This window comes from Streptococcus oralis SK610 (assembly GCF_000257455.1).
Taxonomy (GTDB): Bacteria; Bacillota; Bacilli; order Lactobacillales; family Streptococcaceae; genus Streptococcus; species Streptococcus oralis_CB.
Genome location: NZ_AJKQ01000031.1, coordinates 69308 through 93899, shown reverse-complemented (window position 1 = coordinate 93899; position 24592 = coordinate 69308). Strand labels below are relative to the sequence as shown.

Below are 24592 nucleotides of genomic sequence, written 5' to 3'. Positions count from 1 at the left end.
TGTTTTGACAGGGAGGAGGCCAGGGATGAATTTTCAACCATTATCCAATTTGCAATACTGGACGAGTTTGTTTTCAAGCCCTTGGACAATAGTCACCAATCTGATTGATATTCTCATTGTGACTTATATTTTATATCATTTTACCAAAGCGATTGCAGGGACCAAAATCATGATACTGGTGCGGGGAGTCCTGGTCTTTATTTTAGGCCAGATTCTGTCCAATATGATTGGTTTGACGACCATTTCCTGGTTGATCAATCAGATCATCACTTATGGGGTTATCGCAGCAGTAGTTATCTTTTCACCAGAGATTCGGACTGGTTTGGAACGATTGGGTCGAGCTACTGATTTCTTCTACAATGCCCCTATTAGTGCGGAAGAGCAAATGGTTCGTGCCTTTGTTAAATCAGTCGAGTACATGAGTCCTCGTAAGATTGGTGCTCTGGTAGCAGTTCAGCGAGTGAGAACCTTGCAGGAGTACATCTCAACTGGGATTCCTCTAGATGCTAAGATTTCCTCTGAGTTATTGATTAATATCTTTATCCCCAATACACCCTTACACGATGGTGCGGTCATTGTCAGAGAAGACCGGATTGCCGTAACTTCAGCCTACCTACCTCTGACTGAAAATACAGGAATTTCCAAGGAGTTTGGAACACGTCACAGGGCGGCAATTGGTTTGTCGGAAGTATCAGATGCTCTTACCTTTGTGGTTTCAGAGGAAACAGGCGGAATCTCAATCACCTATAATGGAGTCTTTAAGCATGATTTGACCTTGGAAGAGTTTGAATCGGAGTTAAGAAGAATCTTGCTTCCAATATCCGAGAAAAAACAGGGTCTGAAAGAGCGTTTGCTAGGAGGATTGAAACATGAGAAAAAATAGTCTTTATATTATTTCTTCCTTCTTTTTCGCCTGCATCCTCTTTATCTATGCGACTTCAACAAACTATCAGAATAGCAATAGTGCTAGACAGGTGAGGACAGAAACCTATACCAATACGGTCCTTAATGTCCCAATCGATATTCAGTATGACAGCGATCAGTATTTTATCAGTGGTTTTACATCTGAAGTGACCGTCTTTTTGACAGGGTCAAACAGAGTTGCTTTGGCGAGTGAGATGCAGGAAAGCACTCGGAAATTCAAGGTCAAAGCTGACTTAACCAATGCCAGTGTAGGAACCATCGAAGTTCCTCTTACTATTGAAAATTTACCGAGCGGTTTGACGGCTGTTGCGACACCGCAAAAGATAACAGTCAAAGTCGGAAAAAAAGCAAAACGAGACAATGTAATCGTTGTGCCGGAGATTGATCCTAGTCAGATTGATTCTCGTGTGAAAATTGATACAGTCACTGTGTCAGATGAAAAAGTAACAGTTATTAGTGACGAGGAAACTCTCTCTAGAGTAGATCGTGTCATTGCCATCTTGCCAACGAGTGAACGGATAACAGGTAACTATTCAGCCTCTGTTCCACTACAAGCAGTTGATAAAAATGGGAATGTCCTACCAAGCGTCATTATGCCATTTGACACTACAATGAAAATTACAACCAAAACAGTATCGTCTAGCTCGAGTTCTTCGTCAACGACCTCGTCAACGGGCTCTTCAACCAGCAGCTCGTCTTCAACGAATTCAGAAACGAAACCAGACTCGTCTAAACAGGACTAAATAAAATAGTAGAAAAGGATGATAAATAAAATGGGTAAATATTTTGGGACCGATGGAGTCCGTGGAGAAGCAAACGTAGAACTGACGCCAGAATTGGCCTTTAAATTGGGACGTTTTGGTGGTTATGTTCTTAGCCAACACGAAACAGAAGCCCCTACAGTCTTTGTAGGACGTGATACACGCATCTCAGGAGAAATGCTAGAATCTGCCTTAGTGGCAGGTCTCCTCTCTGTAGGGATTCACGTCTACAAACTCGGTGTCCTTGCAACACCAGCAGTAGCTTACTTGGTCAAAACTGAGGGAGCCAGTGCAGGTGTCATGATTTCCGCTAGTCACAACCCAGCCCTTGATAATGGAATTAAATTCTTTGGTGGGGATGGCTTTAAACTTGATGATGAAAAAGAAGCAGAAATCGAAGCCTTGTTGGATGCTACAGAAGACACCCTTCCTCGTCCAAGTGCCGAAGGCTTGGGAACCTTAGTGGACTATCCAGAAGGTTTACGTAAGTATGAAGGCTACCTTGTTTCAACTGGAACTCCTCTTGAAGGAATGAAAGTGGCCTTGGATACAGCTAACGGTGCAGCGTCTACGAGTGCTCGTCAAATCTTTGCAGACCTTGGAGCTCAAATAACTGTTATCGGTGAGACACCAGATGGTCTTAATATCAACTTGAATGTGGGTTCTACACATCCAGAAGCTCTTCAAGAAGTGGTCAAAGAAAGCCAGTCAGCCATTGGTTTGGCCTTTGACGGAGACAGTGACCGTTTGATTGCTGTTGATGAAAATGGCGACATTGTCGATGGTGATAAGATCATGTACATCATCGGGAAATATCTTTCTGAAAAAGGACAGTTGGCTCAAAACACCATCGTGACAACGGTTATGTCTAACCTTGGCTTCCATAAGGCCTTGGAGAGTGCTGGTATTAACAAGGCAGTGACTGCTGTTGGTGACCGCTATGTTGTTGAAGAAATGAGAAAATCAGGCTACAACCTTGGTGGTGAACAGTCTGGTCACGTTATCTTGATGGACTACAATACAACTGGTGATGGTCAATTATCAGCTGTCCAATTGACTAAAATCATGAAAGAAACAGGTAAGAGCTTGTCTCAACTAGCATCAGAAGTGACGATTTACCCACAAAAACTGGTCAATATCCGAGTGGAGAATGCCATGAAAGAAAAGGCCATGGAAGTACCAGCCATCAAGACAATCATCGAAAAGATGGAAGAAGAGATGGCAGGGAACGGTCGTATCCTTGTCCGCCCAAGTGGAACAGAACCCCTCTTGCGTGTCATGGCAGAAGCCCCAACAACAGAAGAAGTTAACTACTACGTAGATACAATTGCTGCTGTTGTTAAAGATGAAATCGGAATTGACTAAAGCCTAGAAAACTAGATGAAATGATAAAAATGTGGTACAATTGCATAGTAAATTGTAGCAATGGGAGAGAAAAATGAATCTTAAACGAGAACAAGAATTTGTTAGTCAGTATCACTTTGATGCTCGTAACTTTGAATGGGAAAATGAAAATGGAGCTCCTGAAACCAAGGTAGACGTGAACTTTCAGTTGCTCCAACATGACCAAGAAAATCAAGTGACTTCGCTTGTTGTTATCTTGAGTTTCATGATTGTCTTTGACAAATTTGTCATCAGCGGAACGATTTCCCAAGTGAACCATGTGGAAGGTCGCATTGTCAACGAACCAAGCGAATTTAACCAAGAAGAAGTTGAAACCTTGGCACGTCCATGTTTGAACATGCTCAATCGTTTGACGTATGAAGTAACAGAAATCGCCTTGGATCTTCCAGGGATTAATTTGGAGTTTTAGTCATGAAATTAGCTGTCATTACAGATTCTTCAGCCTATTTAGAGGAGAAGACGCTGCAAAGAGAGAATCTATTTATCTTGGATATTCCTGTCAATATCGATGGGGAGGAGTATGTTGAAGGTGTCAATCTGACTGCTGAGGAATTTTATCAAAAAATGGCTCAGTCTGCAGAATTGCCTAAAACTAGTCAACCAAGTATTGCTAAACTGGATGAGATTCTAAGTTCCTTGAAAGATGAGGGCTATACCCATGTCTTAGGACTCTTTCTTTCGTCAGGAATTTCAGGCTTTTATCAGAACATCCAATACATGTTGGATGAGTATGATGGCTTGACCATTGCCTTTCCAGATACCCATATCACAAGTTCCCCTCTAGGATTTATGGTGGAGAGTGCCTTTGAATGGGCAGAACAAGGCGATGATTTTACTCAGATTCAGGAGAAATTGGCTATCCAAATCGCTGATAATTCAGCCTTTATCATAGTAGATGACCTTGATCACTTGGTTAAGGGAGGACGTCTGTCAAATGGGGCAGCTATCTTAGGAAATCTCCTCAGTATCAAGCCTATCCTTTACTTTAATGACCAAGGAGTGATTGAAGTTTACGAAAAAGTTCGTACAGAAAAGAAAGCAATCAAACGTTTGGTGGAAATCATCAAGGAGTTGACAAATGATGGGGACTACCGTATAACAGTCATTCATGGGAACGCTCCTCAAAAGGCAGCGGATTTACGTCAGCTTTTGATGGAGAGTGGTGTGACTGCTGAAATTCCAATTGAAACCTTTGGTAGTGTCATTGGGACCCACCTTGGAGAAGGTAGTATCGCCTTGAGCTATACACCAATCGTCTAAATTGTTCTTACAGGCTTTGTATCTTAGCAATTGAACACGGCCTACCTGCCTCTTGAAAAAAGATGCCTGTCTTACCTTTCATGGAAAGTCAGTGCCATTCCCTATTTTTCATGGGCAGCTAACGTCCTTTGTATCTTGATAATTGAACACGCCTGGAACCCTGTGTGAAAAAGATAGTTCTTCCAAGGAGTAGACACTCCTTGATTAGAACTCCTATTTTCACTTTGTGTTCTTACAGGCTTTGTATCTTAGACAGGAGTAGAGATGAGTATTCGAGTAATTATTGCCGGTTTTAAGGGAAAGATGGGCCAGGCTGCTTGTCAGATGGTCTTGGCTGATCCAGACTTGGACTTGGTCGCAGTTTTGGATCCTTTTGAGTCTGAGTCAGAATGGCAGGGAATTCCTGTCTTCAATGATAAGGCTGACTTGGCTGGTGTTGAAGCGGATGTCTGGGTGGATTTTACTACACCAGCCGTTGCCTACGAAAATACACGCTTTGCTCTTGAAAATGGCCTTGCTCCTGTCGTAGGAACAACAGGATTCACTAGTGAAGAAATTGCAGAACTAAAAGCATTTTCCCGTGAACAAGATTTGGGTGGCTTGATTGCTCCTAACTTTGCCCTGGGAGCTGTCTTGCTGATGCAATTTGCAACGCAGGCTGCCAAATATTTCCCAAATGTGGAGATTATCGAGCTCCATCATGACAAGAAAAAAGATGCTCCGAGTGGAACAGCCATTAAAACGGCTGAGCTGATGGCGGAAGTGCGAGAGTCTATCCAACAAGGTGCGCCTGATGAGGAAGAATTGATTGCAGGTGCCCGTGGTGCTGACTTTGATGGCATGCGTATTCACTCGGTTCGTCTACCAGGCTTGGTAGCTCATCAAGAAGTCATCTTTGGCAATCAGGGAGAAGGATTGACCCTTCGTCATGACTCCTATGATCGCAGCTCCTTCATGACAGGGGTCAATTTGGGAATCAAAGAAGTTGTCAAGCGTCATGAGCTTGTCTATGGATTAGAACACTTATTATGAGATTAACGCAAATGCCTTCTGAATTTCAGAAGGCTTTACCAGTATTAGAAAAAATTAAAGAAGCAGGCTTTGAAGCCTATTTTGTTGGGGGATCTGTTCGAGATGCCCTCCTCAATCGTCCCATCCACGATGTAGATATTGCGACATCATCCTATCCAGAAGAGACCAAGCAGATTTTTCCGCGAACAGCCGATATTGGAATCGAGCACGGAACTGTTTTAGTTTTAGATGGGGACGAGGAATATGAAGTGACCACCTTTCGAACTGAAGATGTCTATGTGGACTATCGCAGACCCAGTGCGGTTTCCTTTGTGCGTTCGCTAGAAGAGGACCTCAAGCGCCGTGATTTCACGGTTAATGCCTTTGCTTTGGATGAGACAGGCGAAATCATTGACTTGTTTCATGGTTTAGAAGATTTGAAAAACCAAGTCTTGCGAGCAGTTGGAGTAGCTAGTGAGCGTTTTAACGAAGATGCTCTGCGAATTATGCGTGGTTTTCGTTTTCAGGCCAGTCTCGGTTTTAAACTTGAGCAAGAAACTTTTGAAGCGATGAAGACTTTGACGCCACTCTTGGAGAAAATTTCTGTAGAGCGCACCTTCGTTGAGTTTGATAAACTCTTGCTGGCACCTTTTTGGCGAGTTGGTCTGTCTTCCATGATTGAGAGTCGAGCTTATGACTATCTTCCAGATATGGTAGGGAGCCAGGACAAGCTCAACAGACTGTTTGATTTAGAGGCGGATTTCACTTTTGAATCTTCCGAACAAGCTTGGGCGGCTCTATTGTGGGCCTTAGAGATTAAAGATGCGCAGCCATTTTTGAAAGCTTGGAAAACCTCACGCCAGTTTGCAAAGCAAGTACAGGATTTGCTGACCATTTTGGCTTTGCGAGAAAAGGGAGAATTGAGCAAGCGCGATTGTTACCGCTTTGACTTGGATTTACTTTTACAGGCAGAAAATCTTCGTCAGGCCCAAGGAAAAGAAGTCAATCCACAAGCTATCAAAGAAACTTACCAGAGTTTGACCATTCATGATAAGAAAGAAATCCAGATTAATGGTGGAATTTTGATTAAGGAATATGGTTACCAGCCAGGACCAGACTTGGGAGAGATTTTAACAGAGATTGAGTTTGCCATTGTCGATGGAGAATTGGAAAATGATCGTCAAGCTATCCATGCTTACCTGAGGGAGAAAAAATGAGTGATTTTATCGTTGAAAAACTAAGTAAATCCGTCGGTGACAAGACCGTTTTTAAGGATATTTCTTTTATCATCCATGACTTGGACAGAATCGGTCTAATTGGTGTCAATGGAACGGGTAAGACCACCCTTTTAGATGTTCTTTCTGGAGTTTCAGGTTTTGATGGGGATGTCAGTCCCTTTTCGGCAAAGAATGACTATAAGATTGGCTACTTGACCCAGGATCCTGATTTTGATGATAGCAAGACGGTCTTGGATACGGTTCTCTCCAGCGACCTCAAGGAAATCCAGTTGATTCGTGAGTATGAGTTGATCATGCTCAACTACAGTGAGGACAAGCAGGCTCGTTTGGAACGGGTCATGGCAGAGATGGACTCTCTCCAAGCTTGGGAAATTGAAAGTCAGGTCAAGACGGTTCTCAGCAAGCTAGGTATTCAGAACTTGTCGACTCCAGTTGGTGAATTGTCAGGTGGTCTAAGAAGACGGGTTCAGTTGGCGCAAGTTCTCCTAGGAAACCACGACCTCTTGCTTCTGGACGAGCCGACTAACCATTTGGATATTGCGACTATTGAGTGGCTGACCCTCTTTTTGAAAAATTCCAAGAAAACCGTCCTTTTTATCACCCACGATCGCTATTTCCTAGATGCACTATCAACGCGGATTTTCGAGTTGGACCGAGCAGGCTTGACCGAGTATCAGGGAAATTACCAGGACTATGTCCGCCTAAAAGCGGAACAAGATGAGCGTGAAGCTGCCCTTCTCCACAAAAAAGAACAACTTTATAAGCAAGAACTGGCCTGGATGCGCAGACAACCACAGGCACGTGCGACCAAGCAACAAGCCCGTATCAATCGTTTCCATGACTTGAAAAAGGAAGTTTCAGGTGGCGTTGCTGATACAGACTTGACCATGAACTTTGAAACCAGTCGGATTGGGAAAAAAGTCATCGAGTTTCAGAATGTTTCCTTCGCCTATGAAAACAAGCCCATTTTGCAAGATTTTAATCTCTTAGTGCAAGCCAAAGACCGTATCGGAATCGTTGGGGATAATGGTGTGGGGAAGTCAACTCTGCTTAATCTCATCGCAGGGAGTCTTGAGCCGACTAAAGGTCAAGTTATCATCGGTGAGACGGTTCGCATTGCCTATTTCTCTCAACAAATCGAAGGCTTAGACGAGAGCAAGCGGGTTATCAATTACCTGCAGGAAGTAGCAGAAGAGGTTAAGACCAGTGGTGGTTCTACGACTTCCATTGCAGAGTTGCTAGAGCAGTTCCTCTTCCCACGTTCGACGCATGGAACCCTGATTGAGAAATTGTCTGGTGGCGAGAAAAAACGCCTTTATCTCCTCAAACTACTCCTTGAAAAACCAAATGTTCTTCTTTTGGACGAGCCGACCAATGACCTAGATATTGCGACTTTGACAGTCTTGGAAAATTTCTTGCAGGGCTTTGCAGGTCCTGTCTTGACAGTTAGCCACGACCGTTATTTTCTGGATAAGGTAGCGACCAAGATTCTCGCCTTTGAGAATGGTAAGATTCGTCCTTTCTTTGGCCATTACACTGATTACCTTGACGAAAAAGCTTTTGAAGCAGAAACAGCAAGTCAAGTTCAAAAGGCCGAAAAAGAGAAAGTGGTCAAAGTCCGTGAAGACAAGAAGCGTATGACCTATCAAGAAAAGCAGGAGTGGGCAAGCATTGAAGGCGATATTGAAGCCTTAGAAAATCGTATCGCTGCTATTGAAGAGGAGATGCAGGCAAATGGCTCCGACTTTGGAAAACTAGCGACTCTTCAAAAAGAGCTAGACGAGAAAAACGAAGAACTTCTTGAAAAATACGAACGCTATGAATACCTAAGTGAGTTAGCATGATGGAAGAAAAAGTCATTAAACGTAGTCCCAAGAAAATCATTTGGAATGCCTTGTTTGGCCTAGCTTCGGTGCTTTTCTTCTTGTTACCTCTCTATTATCTCCATTCGTATTCGCAAAAGGGGACGGGACTTCATACGGTAAGTCTTTTGTTGATGCTGCTTGTACTTTTTTGTGCTGGAGTAGTCATTTATCAGACATACAGACTGTTAAGTTCCGATAAGGAATATTTGAGATGTACAGTTAAGGGGTTTTACTACAAACCGAATCCAAAGAAACCCAGTCATTTCTACGCTTGGGCTGATGTAGAGGAATTTTCCTTCTCTCGGATTCGAGGGAAGTATAGGGATTCCTACCGGATTGAAGTTGATTTTAAAAACAAGGAAAATGCGAAATCCCAATCACTTATAGTCCTACTGAAGAGAAGGTGTTTCCCTTTTCATCCGTCAGCAGATTTGATCATCCCTATCTTTCTACTAGATATAGGTCTTCCTGAAAGGGTATACAAGACCATGAAGTACTATGAAAGAGAATGGCGTATCGAACAAAATCGTCAAGCAAGAAAACAGACAACACAAGCTTCGAAAAGCAAATCTTCCAAATATCTATAAGCCCGTTTAGCTTAAAGACAATCAATCAAAAAGCCCTATCCACTGGATAGGGTTACTCTTTGTCTTCTTTTTTTGTTTCCTGGTGGAAGATATTTTGCCAAGTCTCATGGCGACGCCAGATACTGGTGTGGACGATACCATCTAACTCATAGCAAATGAGCTTGGTTTTCTGACTAATGGAGGTAATCTGAATGTCCTTAATCGTAGCACTAAGTTCTTTTTCAGACTTATAAGCCTCTTTATCCATCTGCTCTCCATCTTGACGGATATAGAGAAAGTCCTCAGCAAGGAGTTCTTCTAATTGATTGCCTTGGTCGATCAATTGCTCGCGCATGAGTAGTTTTTTATAGACATTGTCCAAAATTTCGTCCTCAGGTATGGGAGCTGGCTCGATATGGATATCAGTATCAAAAACACCAAATCGTTCTTCTAGCATAGACTCAACCTGGTCCGCGATTTCGTGACTTTCATAGACTGATAGGTCGGGATTCATTTCCAGCGTGATATCAAGGTAGATATTGCTACCGTAGGTGCGACCTCTTTGGGACTTGACCTTACTAATCTTTGGAATTTCCATGATGGCCTTCTGGTAGTCTTCCAGCAGACGGTCGTCAAAACCATCTGAAAGACTAAAGGAAGACTCGATAAAGATATCATAGGCTGTCTTTAAGATAAAGAAAGTGATGATGATAGCGACCAGTTTATCCACGATTGGATAATTAAAACTGCTGGCTAGGATGGCAATGGAAGTCCCAAGTGAGGTAACAGCATCGGAAAGATTGTCCTTGGCGGCAGCCTTGAGCGCCTTGGACTTGGATTTCTTACTGAGGCGAGTATTATAGAGATAAACTGCGAACATGACTGCCGCAGAGACGACTCCGAGAGTTGCACCCAGAGGGTCGATAACTGTCTGTTCCCGACTGAGAATTTTTTGAATGGTGTCCCGAAGAACATCAAAGCCAACGTAGAACATGATGATGGAAGTAATCAAACTAGCCAAATCTTCAATTTTCCAGTGACCGAAACGATGGTCACGGTCTGCAGGCTGGCGCGCCATCCGAATACCGATCAGAAGAGCAACATTTCCGATAATATCGGATACGTTGTTGAAACCATCCGCTACCAAACTGGAAGAATGTAGGAGGTGGCCAGTCGCTAATTTTGCCGTAGATAAGAGGAGGTAGGTCGAAATGCTGATAATGGCACCACGTTCCGCCAACTTGAGATTTGACATGGATTGGTTCATCGGGCTTCCTTTCTAGTCATTTAGTATTCTACCATTATACTGGTTTTCAAAGGAAAATTCAAACGATATAGGCTTACAAGGTTGGAGGTAAGCTAGTTTTTTATAAGGAAATGTGGTAGAATTGAAGGGTAATATTTATTCGAAAGAGATCTTGTAATGATAAATAAAAATATGGTCAGTAGGCTACTTAGTTTAATCTTTTTATTTTTGCCATTTTTATTTTTTTATCTCTATATATCATTTAGAGGTTTTGAATATCCTGTTGTAGATGATATCATGGTAAACCAAACCATATTATCTGGGGAAAATATGTTACTACCCTACATAGGAATTTTATTATCTTCAGGTTTGGTTTGGCTTCAACAAATGGTTACAAACTGGAATATTTATTTTATTTTTTTAGTTAGTATTTACTGTATTAGTTTTAGCGTATATACATCATTTTTTTATAAGAAAAAACTGTATCTTTTGCTTCCAATAGTGTTTTTAGCCCAATTGGTACTTATTAAATATTTTTCTTTTTCCGTTATTGCATATTTATCAGCTACAGCAGCAACTTTTTTACTATTTGACAAAAGGTACATTTCAGGACTATCACTATTGTTCATTGGTTTATCCATTCGACCTCAAATTATATCAAGCTTTATGTTACTGTTATTCCCTTTTCTGCTCTTTGAATGGATAGCTTCTAAAAAAAGAAAAGAAATTGTTTTATTATTTAGCGTCATTTTACTGATTTTTGCTTCCAATAAACTATATACACTAGGGAAAGCTGACGTACAGGAGTATTTGACATGGAATGCCCTAAGTACGAATTTGAGAGATTATCCTGCTATTGATTATCAAAGACATGCGAATGAATTTGAAGCTTTGGGGGTAAGTGAAAATGATTTGAATGTTTCCACCTACTGGTTATTTGCTGAAAAAAAAGCCTTAAGCAATACTCTTTTAACAAACATTCAATCTGTTCGTTCCCTTTCAGAAAAATACTCGTTTAATCTGCCTCAGATGATATCAGATTTTTTTAAGAATAGTATTCTGACAACCTTCTGTTTAATGCTGATTAGTTGGTTTTTGATTTTTAAGCCTAAGAAACTATACGGATGGTTTGTACCGATTTTCCCATTACTTTTAATTGGAGCTCTCTTTGTTAGACAAAGGGTAGTAGAGCGCGTATATATCCCTCTAATAGTATGTTTCTTATTAGTATTTATTTTCTATGCTCGATCATTTTATGAAAAAAGAAGTTTATTTGATAAGAGAAAGGTGTTCCTTAGCATACAAATAATGGGAATACTAGGAGGAGCAGTATGGATAAATAAGCTTGGACAAGAACTGTATTGGTTTCCCTATATTCAATCGTCAATAGTCTCAGAGTACCAAAATCTTGTACAGAGGAATTCGGATAAACTTATTGTTTTCGGTGGATATGGTACTTTGGTTTCTTCACAGCCTACATTATCGACTTTTAAATTAAGACCCAATCAGTTAGTGACAAATACGACAACATTAGGAAATTGGCAAACTTTTTCTCCTCATTATTATCAACAAATGAAGAGATACGGGGTTGAAGAACCTGAAAATCTGTTATCTTCTGCAATCAACAATCAGAATATTCTCTTCTTTTGGTCCACTTCATCAGGGAATATGGATAGTGTTAAAAAAATCATGAAAGAACATTATCAGAAGGATGTTTACTTTGAGGAAGTTGAATCTGTAACTTCAGATATGAGCGTTTATCGATTAAAATTAGGAACAGGAGGATAGTATGAAGAACCGAATTGGTTACATAGATATGTCTAAAGGGTTAGCGATTATATTAGTTATCATTGGACATAGTAGCTTCGTTCCAAATAATGCTAAGTTGCTTCTCTATGCATTCCACATACCATTGTTCTTTTTCTTATCTGGTTTTACTTTGAATGTTAGAAAGTATGAAAGTTTCTCAGGCTATTGTTTAAATAAAGTAAAGAGTTTAGTCCTTCCTTTTTTCTTGCTAAATAGTTTTGTTTTTCTGTTTCAACTTTTTGTCATGTACCCTGATCAAGTTCTGAGTTTCAATATTCTTCATTTTATAAAACAGTTACTGCTTTCAGATCGGTTGCATATTTATTTTCAATTATGGTTTTTGAATGTGATGTTTTTGGCTCATGTTTTCAGTTACTTTATTTTAAAGAGAAGATGGAATTTGGGTCAGTGGCTGATAATAATCCTATCTCTCTTGATTTTAGTCTATCTCGGACAGAAGGTATATGAGAGGGAGTATTATTTAATTTGGAATATTGATTTAGTTCCTGTTGCTCTGATTTTTATCTTGCTGGGAGTATGGACTAAGAATAATTTACATCAATTAGAAAAGTATTTTTCAATTTACTTTTTACCGATAGGACTTATTCTTACCAATTATAGTAGTAAACTAAACTATCGAGTGAGTGGCTATCAAATTGTTGATTTGTATTATCAGCAAATTGGAAATCATTTCTTATTTTACTTGGCAGCTATTTCAGGAATTTGGAGTGTTCTTATATTTTTTAAAACACTTCCAGAGAGTTCCATTATGAAATCAATCGGACAAAAAACATTGATTTATTATGGAGTGCATTCGCCGATAGTTCTGGTTTTGGTAGAAAAATTAGTCAAAGAGTTGTCTACTAAATATACTGGAATTTTTGTTAATCAATATATAACGACAGTTTTTGTAGCCATATTGACAATTTTGGGCTGTGAATTGATAGTCAGGATGTTTAGAGGAACTAACTTTCCTTTTGGGATAAAAAGATTAGGAGAAAGAGATGAGTAGACACAAGCCAATTTTATATATCGTTGTTCCATGTTATAACGAAGAGCAAGTCTTACCACATACTAATCCAATGTTTGTTGAAAAAATTGAACAATTAGTAAAGAAGGAAGAAATCCATCCTCTTAGTAAAATTATGTATGTAAATGATGGTAGTAAGGATCGAACTTGGGAACTGATAGAAAGTTATGCTAAATCTATCCCTTCTGTGGTTGGTGTATCGCAAAGTCGTAACAGGGGGCATCAAAGTAGTGTCCTTGCAGGTATGTATGAGGCCATTCAGTTTGCTGATATTGTCATTACCATTGATGCCGATGGACAGGATGATATCAATTGTATGGATAAAATGATTGAAGAATATAAAAGTGGTTCTGAAATTGTCTACGGTGTACGTGATAACCGTGATACGGATTCTACTTTTAAACGAATTACAGCTGAAGGTTTTTATAAAGTGCTACGCCTATTTGGAGCAGAAGTTGTTTTTAATCATGCCGACTATCGATTGGTTTCTAAAAGATTCTTGAAGGAATTAGAAAAATTTACTGAAGTCAATCTTTTTCTTCGTGGTTTAATGCCTTTAGTTGGTTTTAAATATTCTTACGTTTCATATAAACGCCATGAACGAATTGCTGGTGAGAGCCATTATCCCCTATCTAAAATGCTTGGTTTGGCTATGGATGGTATTACTAGTTTATCAATCAAACCGATAAGGTTGATTACAAGTCTGGGAGTCCTGACATCACTCTTTAGTTTTTTATTAATTATTTGGGTTGTATGGAGTAAGTTTGCTGGTACAGTCGTGGCTGGATGGGCGAGCACCTATGCAATAGTTAGCCTACTTGGTGGAGTTCAATTGATTAGTTTGGGCGTAATTGGTGAGTATGTTGGAAAGATTTATCTAGAAACAAAACGTCGTCCTAGGTATATTATCAGCGATCGTACTTTTGATACAGATAGTGTTTCATCAGATTTAAACCCTTGAAAATTGTTCAAATTTTGATATAATAGTACTACTCAAGGGAGTAGCTGGCAGAAACCTGTGATAGTGTCGTCATTCCGAATTGTATACTGAAAAGTATGTTTTCCGGCGCTATCTTAAACAGCGAGACTTGTTATGATTAACAGGTCTCTTTTTGTTTGTCGTGAAAAGATAGGACAGAAAGAGAGTCTGTTTTGCACACAATGTCAAGGAGGAGACACATGTCAAAAGAACAAAAACGCCAAGCGTTTTATACTCAAAGTCCTGAAGAGGTCTTGAAGTCGGTTGAAGCAACTGAGCAAGGGCTTTCGTCAAGCGAAGCGCAAAAACGTCTAGCTGAATATGGACGCAATGAACTGGAAGAGGGTGAGAAAAAATCTCTCCTAGTCAAGTTTATCGAACAGTTTAAGGATTTGATGATTATTATTTTGGTTGCTGCAGCCATCTTGTCTGTCATAACTTCTGGTGGGGAAGATATTGCAGATGCTATCATTATTCTAGCCGTTGTTATCATCAATGCTGCTTTTGGTGTTTACCAAGAAGGAAAAGCAGAAGAAGCCATCGAGGCCCTCAAGTCTATGTCTAGTCCAGCTGCTCGCGTTATTCGTGATGGACACATGGCAGAGATTGATTCCAAAGAATTGGTACCAGGAGATATCGTTGCCCTTGAAGCAGGTGACGTCGTACCAGCAGACCTACGTTTGCTAGAGGCTAACTCTCTCAAAATCGAAGAAGCTGCTTTGACAGGTGAGTCTGTTCCAGTCGAAAAAGACTTGACCGTCGAGCTCTCTGCAGATGCTGGTATTGGTGACCGTGTCAATATGGCCTTCCAAAACTCAAACGTGACTTATGGTCGTGGTCTTGGTGTTGTTGTCAATACAGGTATGTACACGGAAGTGGGTCATATCGCTGGCATGCTCCAAGATGCGGATGAGACGGATACACCACTCAAACAAAACTTGAACAACCTTTCTAAGGTCTTGACCTATGCAATTTTGGTCATTGCCCTTGTTACTTTTGTAGTCGGAGTCTTCATTCAAGGTAAAAATCCACTTGGTGAGTTGATGACCTCTGTCGCGCTTGCTGTTGCAGCCATCCCAGAAGGACTTCCTGCTATCGTGACCATCGTTCTTGCCCTTGGTACTCAAGTTTTGGCTAAACGAAACTCTATCGTTCGTAAGTTGCCAGCAGTAGAAACACTTGGTTCAACTGAAATCATCGCTTCTGATAAGACTGGTACACTTACTATGAACAAGATGACAGTCGAGAAAGTCTTCTATGACGCAGTCTTACATGACTCAGCTGATGATATTGAACTTGGCTTGGACATGCCACTACTTCGTTCAGTTGTCTTGGCCAACGATACCAAGATTGATGCTGAAGGAAACCTGATCGGGGATCCAACGGAAACAGCCTTCATCCAGTATGCCTTGGACAAGGGCTACGATGTCAAAGGATTTTTAGAGAAATATCCTCGTGTAGCTGAGTTACCGTTTGACTCAGATCGTAAACTCATGTCAACAGTTCACCCATTGCCTGATGGTAAATTCCTCGTAGCAGTCAAAGGGGCTCCAGATCAACTCTTGAAACGTTGTGTTGCTCGTGATAAGGCTGGAGATGTTGCTCCGATTGATAATCAAGTCAATGACTTAATTCACACAAATAACTCTGAAATGGCTCACCAAGCCTTGCGTGTCCTTGCAGGTGCTTATAAGATTATTGATAGCATTCCAGAGAACTTGACTTCTGAAGATCTTGAAAACAACTTGATCTTTACTGGTTTGATTGGGATGATTGACCCAGAGCGTGCCGAAGCGGCAGAAGCTGTTCGTGTCGCTAAGGAAGCGGGAATCCGTCCAATCATGATTACGGGTGACCATCAAGACACAGCAGAAGCCATTGCCAAACGTTTGGGAATCATCGATGAAAATGACTCAGAAGACCATGTCTTGACAGGTGCTGAGCTTAACGAACTTTCTGATGAAGAATTTGAAAAAGTCGTTGGTCAATACTCTGTCTACGCGCGTGTATCTCCAGAACACAAGGTTCGTATCGTGAAAGCTTGGCAAAACCAAGGTAAGGTCGTTGCTATGACAGGTGACGGTGTTAATGACGCTCCAGCTCTGAAAACAGCCGACATCGGTATCGGTATGGGAATCACTGGTACAGAGGTTTCTAAGGGAGCTTCAGATATGATTCTTGCGGATGATAACTTTGCGACCATCATCGTCGCAGTTGAAGAAGGACGTAAGGTCTTCTCAAACATTCAAAAGACCATTCAGTACCTACTTTCTGCCAATACTGCTGAAGTATTAACCATCTTCTTATCAACCTTGTTTGGTTGGGATGTCCTACAGCCAGTTCATCTCTTGTGGATTAACTTGGTAACCGATACCTTCCCAGCTATTGCCCTTGGTGTTGAACCAGCTGAGCCAGGTGTTATGACCCACAAACCACGTGGACGCAAATCAAGCTTCTTCTCAGGTGGGGTCATGAGTTCCATTATCTATCAAGGTGTACTCCAAGGGGCACTCGTCTTGACTGTTTATGGTCTTGCTCTTGCCTATCCAGTCCATGTAGGAGACAACCAAGCAATTCATGCGGATGCTCTCACCATGGCCTTTGCAACACTTGGTTTGATTCAGCTCTTCCATGCCTACAACGTCAAGTCTGTTTACCAATCCATCTTGACAGTCGGACCATTCAAATCTAAGACCTTCAACTGGTCTATCTTGGTATCCTTCATTCTCTTGATGGCAACAATTGTTGTAGAACCCCTTGAAGGTATTTTCCACGTAACAAAACTAGACTTGTCACAATGGGCTATTGTTCTAGCTGGAAGCTTCTCAATGATACTTATCGTCGAAATCGTCAAGTTTGTTCAACGTAAACTTGGTCTTGATAAGAATGCGATTTAAAAAGAAAGTCATCTTCGGATGGCTTTTTTTGCATTTGAGGGAAAGGACTAGAAGTTGCCCCCTTTTGTGCTATAATAAAGTAAAGATGTAAGGAGCGTAAGAGAATGGAAAAGAAAATTGTCCGAGATGTCTTATTCTTGTCGCAGGTCTCGAAAGCTGCAAGTCAGGAAGACCTTTATCTAGCTAGAGATTTGCAGGATACCCTGCTGGCTAATCGCGAGACCTGTGTCGGTCTAGCAGCCAATATGATTGGTGTGCAGAAGCGTGTGAGTATCTTTAATCTTGGCCTAGTTCCCATGGTCATGTTTAATCCCGTTCTCCTTTCCTACGAAGGGCCTTACGAGACCGAGGAAGGTTGTTTGTCCTTGACTGGGGTTCGAACGACGACTCGTTATGAAACGATTACGGTTTCCTATCGCGATAGCAAGTGGCAGGAACAGACTATTACACTAACAGGTTTTCCAGCTCAGATCTGCCAGCATGAACTGGATCATTTGGAAGGTCGGATTATTTAGGAGGAACTCAGATGAAACGCATACTTTTTGAACTTGTTTTTATCGCAACGACTTGGTATATCTTTTTACCACCCTTCAATCTGACTAGCTGGGAATTCATCTTCTTTCTCTGTGGGCATCTGGTGGTGATGGGGATTTTGTTTAGTTTCCGCAAGGATACCAATCTCCTCAAAACTGTTCATGTACGTCATGGCAAGGCTGCCAAAGATCTCAATCTAGAAGGATTCCTTTTTACCAAACTTAGTAGAGGATTGTTTCTGACTGCAGGTATCATGTTTGCCCTTGCTGGTCTGGTAAGCCTAGTAACCTCTAGCTTTTTCCAAGCAAAAAATTATGCTAATGTGGTGTCTATCACAGAAAAAGATTTTAAAGATTTTCCTAAGAGTGATACCAGTAAGGTTCCAATCCTAGATCGGAGCACTGCAGAAAAGATTGGAGACCGTTATCTAGGCTCTCTGACGGATAAGGTCTCCCAGTATGTGGCAGCAGATACCTACACTCAGCTGACGGTTGATGGCAAACCTTATCGGGTGACACCTTTGGAGTATGCCGACTCGATCAAATGGTTTAATAATCAGTCCAAGGGAATTGGTGAGTATATCAAGGTTGATATGGTGACAGGAAATGCGGAATTGGTGGATTTAAAAACGCCAATGAAGTATTCAGACTCCGAGTACTTTAACCGCGATGTTAAACGTCATCTTCGGATTAAGTACCCAACCAAGATTTTTAAAAAGCCATCCTTTGAGGTGGATGATGAAGGCAATCCTTTCTATGTAGCAACCGTTTATCAAAAGCAGTTTGGTCTAGGAGTTCCTCGTCCTTCATCTGTTATTATCTTGGATGCCACCAATGGAGAAACCAAGGAATACAGCTTGGATGAAGTCCCAGAATGGGTGGATCGTGTCTATCCAGCAGAAGAAACCATCGAACAAATCAACTACAACGGCAAGTATAAAGATGGCTTCTGGAATGCCTTGATTTCTAAGAAAAACGTCACCCAAACGACAGAGGGCTATAACTATCTTTCTATCGGAAATGACATTTATCTCTACACGGGTGTGACTTCAGCAAATGCTGACGAAAGTAATCTAGGATTTATCCTTGAAAATATGCGCACTGGTGAAATCACCAAGTACAATCTAGCTTCAGCAACCGAAGAATCAGCCCGTGCTTCTGCAGAGGGAGCAGTGCAAGAGAAGGCCTACAAGGCTACCTTCCCTATCCTTGTCAATCTCAATGACAAACCACTCTATATCATGGGTTTGAAGGACAATGCAGGCTTGGTCAAGGAGTATGCATTGGTCGATGCAGTGGAGTACCAAAACGTTATCGTAGCAACTACGGTAGATGAACTCCTCAGCAAGTATGCCAATAAAAACGACCTCGAGCTGGATAATGAAACGGTAGAAAACATCAAGGGTATCGTCTCAGACCTTAAATCAGCTGTCATCAAGGGGGATACCGTCTACTTCTTCAAAGTTGATGGCAAGATTTATAAGGTCAAGGCCTCAGTGTCAGATGACCTTCCTTACCTTGAAAATGGCCAATCCTTTGAAGGTCAAGTTGGAAAAGATAACTACCTCAAGACCTTTAAAGTACAATAATACTCTTCGAAAATCAAATTCAAACTACGTCAGCGTCGCCTTGCCGTACTCAAGTACAGCCTGCGGCTAGCTTCCTAGTTTGCTCTTTGATTTTCATTGAGTATAAAAATAGGTTTTCTTAGTTCAAGGAGAAAAAAGATAAATTCTTATCTATCTTAACAAGCTTAGCTGGCACAGCCCTTGTTCTCGCGGCTATCTGGTTAGGATGGACAAAATAAACAGAGAAACCTCGGTATGAACCGAGGTTTTTAAGATGAAATTCTTGGTCGTGATTGAAAAATATGCTACACTAACAATATGAAAATTTTAATCCCAACAGCAAAAGAAATGAACACAGACCATCCTTGTATCGAAGCGCTCCCCTTGAGGGAAGAAAGTCAGGCAGTCCTTGACTCACTTGCGCATTACTCAGCTAGTGAATTAGAGACTTTTTATAAGGTATCTGCCGAGAAAGCAGAAGAAGAGTACGCTCATATTCAAGCTCTAAAAAATCACAGGGCTAAATATTATCCAGCCTTGAAACTCTTCGATGGTCTCATGTATCGCCACATCAAACGAGATGGGTTAACCGAGGCTGAACAAACCTATCTTGAAAATCATATCCTGATTACCTCGGCTTTATACGGTGTTGTCCCTGCCTTATCTCCCATGGCTCCTCACCGTTTGGATTTCTTGATGAAGTTAAAAGTTGCTGGTAAGACTTTAAAGAGTCATTGGAAGTCAGCCTACGATGAGGCACTTCAGGATGAGGACTTGATATTCTCCCTCCTATCATCAGAGTTTGAAACCGTATTTTCTAAGGAAATTAGAGAAAAGATGGTGACCTTCAAATTTATGGAGGACAAGGAAGGCCAGTTAAAAATCCACTCAACCATTTCAAAAAAAGCCCGTGGTGCCTTTTTGACCGCCTTGATAGAGGGGCAAGTTCAAACTGTTGAACAAGCTCGCAAGCTCAGTTTTGCAGGTTTTGATTACCGACCTGATTTATCAAGTGATTTAGAACTCGTCTTTGTGAAACAAACATAAAACCAGCTCATTCGAGCTGGTTTTTACTAGATTAGTTGATGGCTGCAAGAAGGTCGTCAGCTTGTTTTTCAAGTGATGAAGCAGTTGCTTCTTCTAACACCAATTTTCCGTCTGCCCAAGCAGAGTCATTGACACGAGCGGCAGTAAAGTTACCAACGACTTGTGTACGGATAAATGGCAAGAGGTCTTTATAAATCGCAAAGAGTTGTTCGTGACCGGCATTGGCTACAGATGAGACAGTAACAAACTTGTCTTGGAGGGCAGAAGCACCACGTGTATCAGACAAATCAATGGCACGAGAGAGCCAGTCAAGCAAGTTTTTCACTGTTCCAGGGATAGAGAAGTTGTAGACTGGAGAGAAGATCCAGATAGCATCCGCAGCAAGGACTGCTTCACGAGCAGCATCTACAGCTGGATGAGTTGGAACTTCCAAATCTTGGCTGAAGAGAGGAACAGCTGAGTAATCAAGATAGCTAACTTCCGCTTTTCCAGCAAGTGCTTTTTCAGCTTCGAGGGCCATTTGGTGGTTGAAAGAACCTTGGCGAAGTGAACCGACGATAAATAATACTTTTTTAGACATGATATGTCTCCTTTAGTTTAAAATTCAAAGAGCGAACCCTTTTGTTACCATCTATGTTACAACAAATGATACTAATTAGCAATAATTTTGCTCACAAATTTTTAAATTTTTTTAAAATGCGGATTAAATCTTCCTTTTCACCATCTTCCAAGATGCTGAGTGCTTCTACGATCGAATCGATATGGTCAGGAAGAACCTCTTCGATTTTTCTGCGTCCTGCAGGTGTTAATTTCAGGAAAAAAGAGCGACGATCCTTGGGGTCACAAGTTCTAGAAATCCACCCATCTCGAACCATATTTCGAATGACAACAGTCATATTTCCAGAAGTGGCTAGCATTTTTTCAATCAAATCCTGAATGCGTAGTTCCCCCTTGCTATAGAGGGTTTCCAGAACGGAAAATTGGGTGGGTGTTAGCCCGTGTTCTTTAGCAGCCTTAGCTTCATATGGTTTAAAAGTCCGTATGACTTTATTGAGGATGATAGCTGTTTTTAAGTCTAGTTGATTATCGGAAATTTTCTCTTTCAAATATTGTTTCATAAGGTTATTTTATCAATAATGAGAGAGAAAAACAAGAACTTATATTTTACAGGAAAAGAATCTTAGAATGTTCCTATCTTCACTTGTAATAAAGGAGGAGAGATGGTAAAATAGACGAGTGAAACTAAGACAGAAAAAAGCAAAAAACAAGCTACTTATACAGTATGGAATCGGCATTGCTCTGGTAGTACTAGTCATGACGACTTCCTTCCTTTATCTGATATCACTCAGCATGAAACCCTATCAAGATGCTAGACTTGAGGGAGAAAAACTAGCCAAGCAGTATGCAGAATTGGAACAGGTAGATCAGGTTGATTTCTACAATGGTCTAGAGGGCTATTACAGTGTTCTGGGACATAATAAAAAGCAAGAGGCCATTGCCGTACTGATTGAAAAGAATGACCACAAGATTTATGTTTATCAGCTTGATAAGGGGATTTCTCAAGACAAGGCAGCGACGATTTCGAGGGAAAAAGGAGCTAGCGACATTGATAAGATCACCTTTGGTCGTTATCAGGACAAGCCGATTTGGGAAGTTAAGTCAGGAAACCAGTACTATCTGGTCGACTTTGAAACAGGAGCAGTGATCCAATAAGGAGGGCATATGAAACTATCCAAACGTGTACTAGAGATGGAAGAAAGCGTCACTCTAGCCAGTGATGCAAGAGCCAAAGCATTAAAAGCTCAGGGAAAAGATGTTCTTTTCTTAACCTTGGGACAGCCTGATTTTCATACTCCTGAAAACATTCAGGATGCAGCGATAGAAGCGATTCGTGATGGACGAGCTTCCTTTTATACAGTTGCTTCAGGTCTGCCAGACTTAAAGGCTGCGGTTAATACCTATTTTGAACGCTACTACGGGTATTCCGTAGCGGCTAACGAGGTTACCTTTGCCACTGGTGCTAAGTTCTCTCTCTACACCTTCTTTATGGCTGTGGTCAATCCAGGTGATGAGGTCATCATTCCTACACCATACTGGGTCAGCTATGGAGACCAGGTCAAGATGGCAGAAGGTGTGCCAGTCTTTGTCCAGGCTAAGGAAGACAATCACTTTAAAGTAACAGTAGAGCAGCTAGAAGCAGCCCGAACAGATAAGACCAAGGTCTTGGTTCTCAATTCACCATCGAATCCGACTGGTATGATTTACTCTCGTGAGGAACTCATGGCTATCGGAAATTGGGCTGTTGCGCATGATGTCCTTATCCTAGCAGATGATATTTATGGACGTCTGGTTTATAACGGGAACGAATTTGTTCCAATTTCTAGTCTGTCAGAAGCCATTCGCAAGCAAACCATCGTGATTAATGGTGTATCTAAGGCCTATGCCATGACTGGTTGGCGGGTAGGTTATGCTGTGGGAAATCCTGAAATTATCGCTGCTATGAGCAAACTAACAGGACAAACAACCTCTAACTTGACTGCCGTATCGCAATATGCTACCATTGAAGCCCTGACTGGACCGCAAGACTCTGTTGAAACCATGCGCCAAGCCTTTGAAGAGCGTTTGAATACCATTTATCCACTCTTGTGCAAAGTGCCAGGATTTGAAGTTGTCAAGCCCCAAGGAGCCTTCTATCTCTTCCCGAATGTTAAAAAAGCGATGGAGATGAAGGGGTATACCGATGTGACAGAGTTTACAACGGCTATTCTCGAAGAAGTCGGCCTTGCCTTGATTACAGGAGCTGGATTTGGAGCACCAGAAAATGTTCGTCTCAGCTATGCCACAGACATGGATACTTTAAAAGAAGCTATTCACCGTTTGCATCGGTTTATGGAAAAATAAAACTTAGAATCTTCGCCTTTTTAGCGAAGATTTTTTGTAACGAAAATCTCGCGATTTTCTCTAGTAGAACCTAGCTATCGCAGTCTATTTATGGTAAAATAGTGGGTAATGATGTCTTCGGACAAGTTAAACGAAAAAAGGAAGATAGATTATGACAAAACGTGTAACAATTATCGATGTAAAAGACTACGTTGGTCAAGAAGTGACCATCGGAGCCTGGGTTGCCAACAAATCTGGAAAAGGGAAAATTGCCTTCTTGCAATTGCGTGATGGGACAGCCTTCTTCCAAGGTGTAGCATTTAAACCAAACTTTATTGAAAAGTTCGGTGAGGAAGTGGGGCTAGAGAAGTTTGATACGATTAAACGCCTAAGCCAAGAAACTTCTGTTTATGTGACAGGAATTGTCAAAGAAGACGAACGTTCTAAGTTTGGCTATGAGTTGGATATTACAGACATCGAAGTGATCGGTGAATCTCAAGACTACCCAATCACACCAAAAGAACACGGAACAGACTTCTTGATGGACAACCGTCACTTGTGGCTCCGCTCTCGTAAGCAAGTAGCGGTTATGCAAATCCGTAACGCGATTATCTATGCGACTTATGAGTTTTTCGACAAGAACGGCTTCATGAAATTTGATAGCCCAATTCTTTCAGGAAACGCAGCAGAAGATTCAACTGAACTCTTTGAAACAGATTACTTTGGAACACCAGCCTACTTGAGCCAATCAGGTCAGCTTTACCTAGAAGCAGGGGCTATGGCTCTTGGTCGTGTCTTTGACTTTGGTCCAGTATTCCGTGCTGAAAAATCAAAAACACGCCGTCACTTGACTGAGTTCTGGATGATGGATGCGGAGTACTCTTACTTGACACATGATGAGTCACTTGACTTGCAAGAAGCTTACGTAAAAGCCCTTCTTCAAGGTGTTCTTGACCGTGCACCTCAAGCCTTGGAAACCTTGGAACGTGATACAGAGCTCTTGAAACGCTACATTGCAGAGCCATTCAAACGCATCACTTACGATCAAGCCATTGACCTTTTGCAAGAGCATGAAAACGATGAAGATGCTGACTACGAGCATTTGGAGCATGGAGATGACTTTGGTTCACCACATGAAACTTGGATCTCAAACCACTTTGGTGTGCCAACATTTGTCATGAACTATCCAGCAGCCATCAAGGCCTTCTACATGAAACCAGTTCCTGGAAATCCAGAGCGCGTGCTTTGTGCAGATTTGCTTGCTCCAGAAGGCTATGGAGAAATCATCGGTGGTTCTATGCGTGAGGAAGACTATGATGCCCTTGTCGCTAAGATGGAAGAACTTGGAATGGATCGTACAGAATACGAATTCTACCTTGACCTTCGTAAATACGGTACAGTACCACACGGTGGATTTGGTATCGGTATCGAGCGTATGGTAACTTTCGCAGCAGGTACAAAACATATCCGTGAAGCTATTCCATTCCCACGTATGTTGCACCGTATCAAACCATAAAAAGACTAAAACGCCATAATAGGCGTTTTTTCAAAACACCATAATACTTGAAGGAAGA

At 41.4% G+C, this 24592-nt stretch carries 22 protein-coding genes and 1 pseudogene; 20 read left to right on the top strand and 3 right to left on the bottom strand.

What is annotated here, in order from left to right; translation table 11 throughout:
• The first annotated feature begins 25 nt into the window (after nucleotides 1-25).
• The 9 genes from cdaA to HMPREF1115_RS11505 all read left to right on the top strand — a co-directional run bounded on the left by cdaA (nucleotide 26) and on the right by HMPREF1115_RS11505 (nucleotide 9050).
• A complete protein-coding gene (cdaA, locus tag HMPREF1115_RS11545; RefSeq protein WP_001010978.1) occupies nucleotides 26-883 on the top strand; it encodes a diadenylate cyclase CdaA in 858 nt (285 codons plus the stop codon).
• A complete protein-coding gene (locus tag HMPREF1115_RS11540) occupies nucleotides 870-1667 on the top strand; it encodes a CdaR family protein (RefSeq protein WP_001230931.1) in 798 nt (265 codons plus the stop codon). The genes cdaA and HMPREF1115_RS11540 overlap by 14 nt, the downstream gene beginning before the upstream one ends.
• Nucleotides 1668-1697: 30 nt before the next feature.
• A complete protein-coding gene (gene glmM, locus HMPREF1115_RS11535) occupies nucleotides 1698-3050 on the top strand; it encodes a phosphoglucosamine mutase (RefSeq protein WP_000521464.1) in 1353 nt (450 codons plus the stop codon).
• Between the two features lie 73 nt (nucleotides 3051-3123).
• Nucleotides 3124-3498 (top strand): DUF1149 family protein, encoded by a 375-nt coding sequence (locus tag HMPREF1115_RS11530; RefSeq protein ID WP_001050092.1) that lies wholly within the window; start codon nucleotides 3124-3126, stop codon nucleotides 3496-3498.
• A 2-nt stretch (nucleotides 3499-3500) separates the two neighbouring features.
• The gene (locus HMPREF1115_RS11525) at nucleotides 3501-4349 is read left to right on the top strand and encodes a DegV family protein (RefSeq protein ID WP_000762155.1); all 849 of its coding nucleotides are present in this window, start codon (nucleotides 3501-3503) and stop codon (nucleotides 4347-4349) included.
• 264 nt (nucleotides 4350-4613) lie between these two features.
• Nucleotides 4614-5381 (top strand): 4-hydroxy-tetrahydrodipicolinate reductase, encoded by a 768-nt coding sequence (dapB, locus tag HMPREF1115_RS11520; protein WP_000027881.1) that lies wholly within the window; start codon nucleotides 4614-4616, stop codon nucleotides 5379-5381.
• The gene (locus HMPREF1115_RS11515; protein ID WP_080569249.1) at nucleotides 5378-6577 is read left to right on the top strand and encodes a CCA tRNA nucleotidyltransferase; all 1200 of its coding nucleotides are present in this window, start codon (nucleotides 5378-5380) and stop codon (nucleotides 6575-6577) included. Before dapB ends, HMPREF1115_RS11515 begins: the two co-directional genes overlap by 4 nt.
• A complete protein-coding gene (locus HMPREF1115_RS11510; protein ID WP_001279101.1) occupies nucleotides 6574-8442 on the top strand; it encodes an ABC-F family ATP-binding cassette domain-containing protein in 1869 nt (622 codons plus the stop codon). The genes HMPREF1115_RS11515 and HMPREF1115_RS11510 overlap by 4 nt, the downstream gene beginning before the upstream one ends.
• Complete coding sequence (locus HMPREF1115_RS11505) at nucleotides 8439-9050, top strand: hypothetical protein (protein ID WP_000969660.1); 612 nt, start codon at nucleotides 8439-8441, stop codon at nucleotides 9048-9050. Before HMPREF1115_RS11510 ends, HMPREF1115_RS11505 begins: the two co-directional genes overlap by 4 nt.
• Before the next feature lie 52 nt (nucleotides 9051-9102).
• Here HMPREF1115_RS11505 and HMPREF1115_RS11500 read toward each other — a convergent pair whose 3' ends face one another.
• Nucleotides 9103-10296 carry a cation diffusion facilitator family transporter gene (locus tag HMPREF1115_RS11500; protein WP_001076591.1) on the bottom strand — a complete coding sequence of 398 codons (1194 nt, stop codon included), beginning with the start codon at nucleotides 10294-10296 and terminating at the stop codon, nucleotides 9103-9105.
• A gap of 156 nt (nucleotides 10297-10452) precedes the next feature.
• On the opposite strand from HMPREF1115_RS11500, the gene HMPREF1115_RS11495 reads away from it, so the two are divergent.
• The 8 genes and pseudogenes from HMPREF1115_RS11495 to yaaA all read left to right on the top strand — a co-directional run bounded on the left by HMPREF1115_RS11495 (nucleotide 10453) and on the right by yaaA (nucleotide 20138).
• A complete protein-coding gene (locus HMPREF1115_RS11495; protein ID WP_000608847.1) occupies nucleotides 10453-12063 on the top strand; it encodes a hypothetical protein in 1611 nt (536 codons plus the stop codon).
• Nucleotide 12064: 1 nt separating this feature from the next.
• On the top strand, nucleotides 12065-13096 hold the full coding sequence (locus tag HMPREF1115_RS11490; protein ID WP_000797214.1) for an acyltransferase family protein: 1032 nt from the start codon (nucleotides 12065-12067) through the stop codon (nucleotides 13094-13096).
• Nucleotides 13089-14075, top strand: coding sequence for a glycosyltransferase family 2 protein (locus HMPREF1115_RS11485; protein WP_000086437.1), 987 nt, complete (start codon nucleotides 13089-13091; stop codon nucleotides 14073-14075). The genes HMPREF1115_RS11490 and HMPREF1115_RS11485 overlap by 8 nt, the downstream gene beginning before the upstream one ends.
• 218 nt (nucleotides 14076-14293) lie before the next feature.
• Nucleotides 14294-16990: a cation-translocating P-type ATPase gene (locus HMPREF1115_RS11480; RefSeq protein ID WP_000032427.1), complete on the top strand. Its 2697-nt coding sequence runs from the start codon at nucleotides 14294-14296 to the stop codon at nucleotides 16988-16990.
• Between the two features lie 104 nt (nucleotides 16991-17094).
• On the top strand, nucleotides 17095-17505 hold the full coding sequence (locus HMPREF1115_RS11475; RefSeq protein WP_000412246.1) for a peptide deformylase: 411 nt from the start codon (nucleotides 17095-17097) through the stop codon (nucleotides 17503-17505).
• 11 nt (nucleotides 17506-17516) lie between these two features.
• Nucleotides 17517-19112 (top strand): hypothetical protein, encoded by a 1596-nt coding sequence (locus tag HMPREF1115_RS11470; RefSeq protein ID WP_000821458.1) that lies wholly within the window; start codon nucleotides 17517-17519, stop codon nucleotides 19110-19112.
• Nucleotides 19113-19208: 96 nt separating this feature from the next.
• Nucleotides 19209-19330, top strand: a pseudogene (locus HMPREF1115_RS12185) (DUF3953 domain-containing protein).
• Between the two features lie 79 nt (nucleotides 19331-19409).
• Complete coding sequence (gene yaaA, locus HMPREF1115_RS11465; protein WP_000697762.1) at nucleotides 19410-20138, top strand: peroxide stress protein YaaA; 729 nt, start codon at nucleotides 19410-19412, stop codon at nucleotides 20136-20138.
• 31 nt (nucleotides 20139-20169) lie between these two features.
• On the opposite strand, the gene HMPREF1115_RS11460 is transcribed toward yaaA, so the two are convergent.
• Together HMPREF1115_RS11460 and HMPREF1115_RS11455 are read right to left on the bottom strand one after the other, a co-directional pair.
• Nucleotides 20170-20718, bottom strand: coding sequence for an NADPH-dependent FMN reductase (locus HMPREF1115_RS11460; protein WP_000039638.1), 549 nt, complete (start codon nucleotides 20716-20718; stop codon nucleotides 20170-20172).
• 91 nt (nucleotides 20719-20809) lie between these two features.
• Nucleotides 20810-21256 carry a MarR family winged helix-turn-helix transcriptional regulator gene (locus HMPREF1115_RS11455; RefSeq protein ID WP_000816314.1) on the bottom strand — a complete coding sequence of 149 codons (447 nt, stop codon included), beginning with the start codon at nucleotides 21254-21256 and terminating at the stop codon, nucleotides 20810-20812.
• Between the two features lie 118 nt (nucleotides 21257-21374).
• Here HMPREF1115_RS11455 and HMPREF1115_RS11450 point away from each other — a divergent pair, with 118 nt between their 5' ends.
• The 3 genes from HMPREF1115_RS11450 to asnS all read left to right on the top strand — a co-directional run bounded on the left by HMPREF1115_RS11450 (nucleotide 21375) and on the right by asnS (nucleotide 24534).
• Complete coding sequence (locus HMPREF1115_RS11450; RefSeq protein ID WP_000776850.1) at nucleotides 21375-21851, top strand: cell wall elongation regulator TseB-like domain-containing protein; 477 nt, start codon at nucleotides 21375-21377, stop codon at nucleotides 21849-21851.
• Between the two features lie 9 nt (nucleotides 21852-21860).
• Nucleotides 21861-23039 (top strand): pyridoxal phosphate-dependent aminotransferase, encoded by a 1179-nt coding sequence (locus HMPREF1115_RS11445; RefSeq protein WP_000777436.1) that lies wholly within the window; start codon nucleotides 21861-21863, stop codon nucleotides 23037-23039.
• 151 nt (nucleotides 23040-23190) lie between these two features.
• On the top strand, nucleotides 23191-24534 hold the full coding sequence (asnS, locus tag HMPREF1115_RS11440) for an asparagine--tRNA ligase (RefSeq protein WP_000167131.1): 1344 nt from the start codon (nucleotides 23191-23193) through the stop codon (nucleotides 24532-24534).
• Nucleotides 24535-24592: the final 58 nt, after the last annotated feature.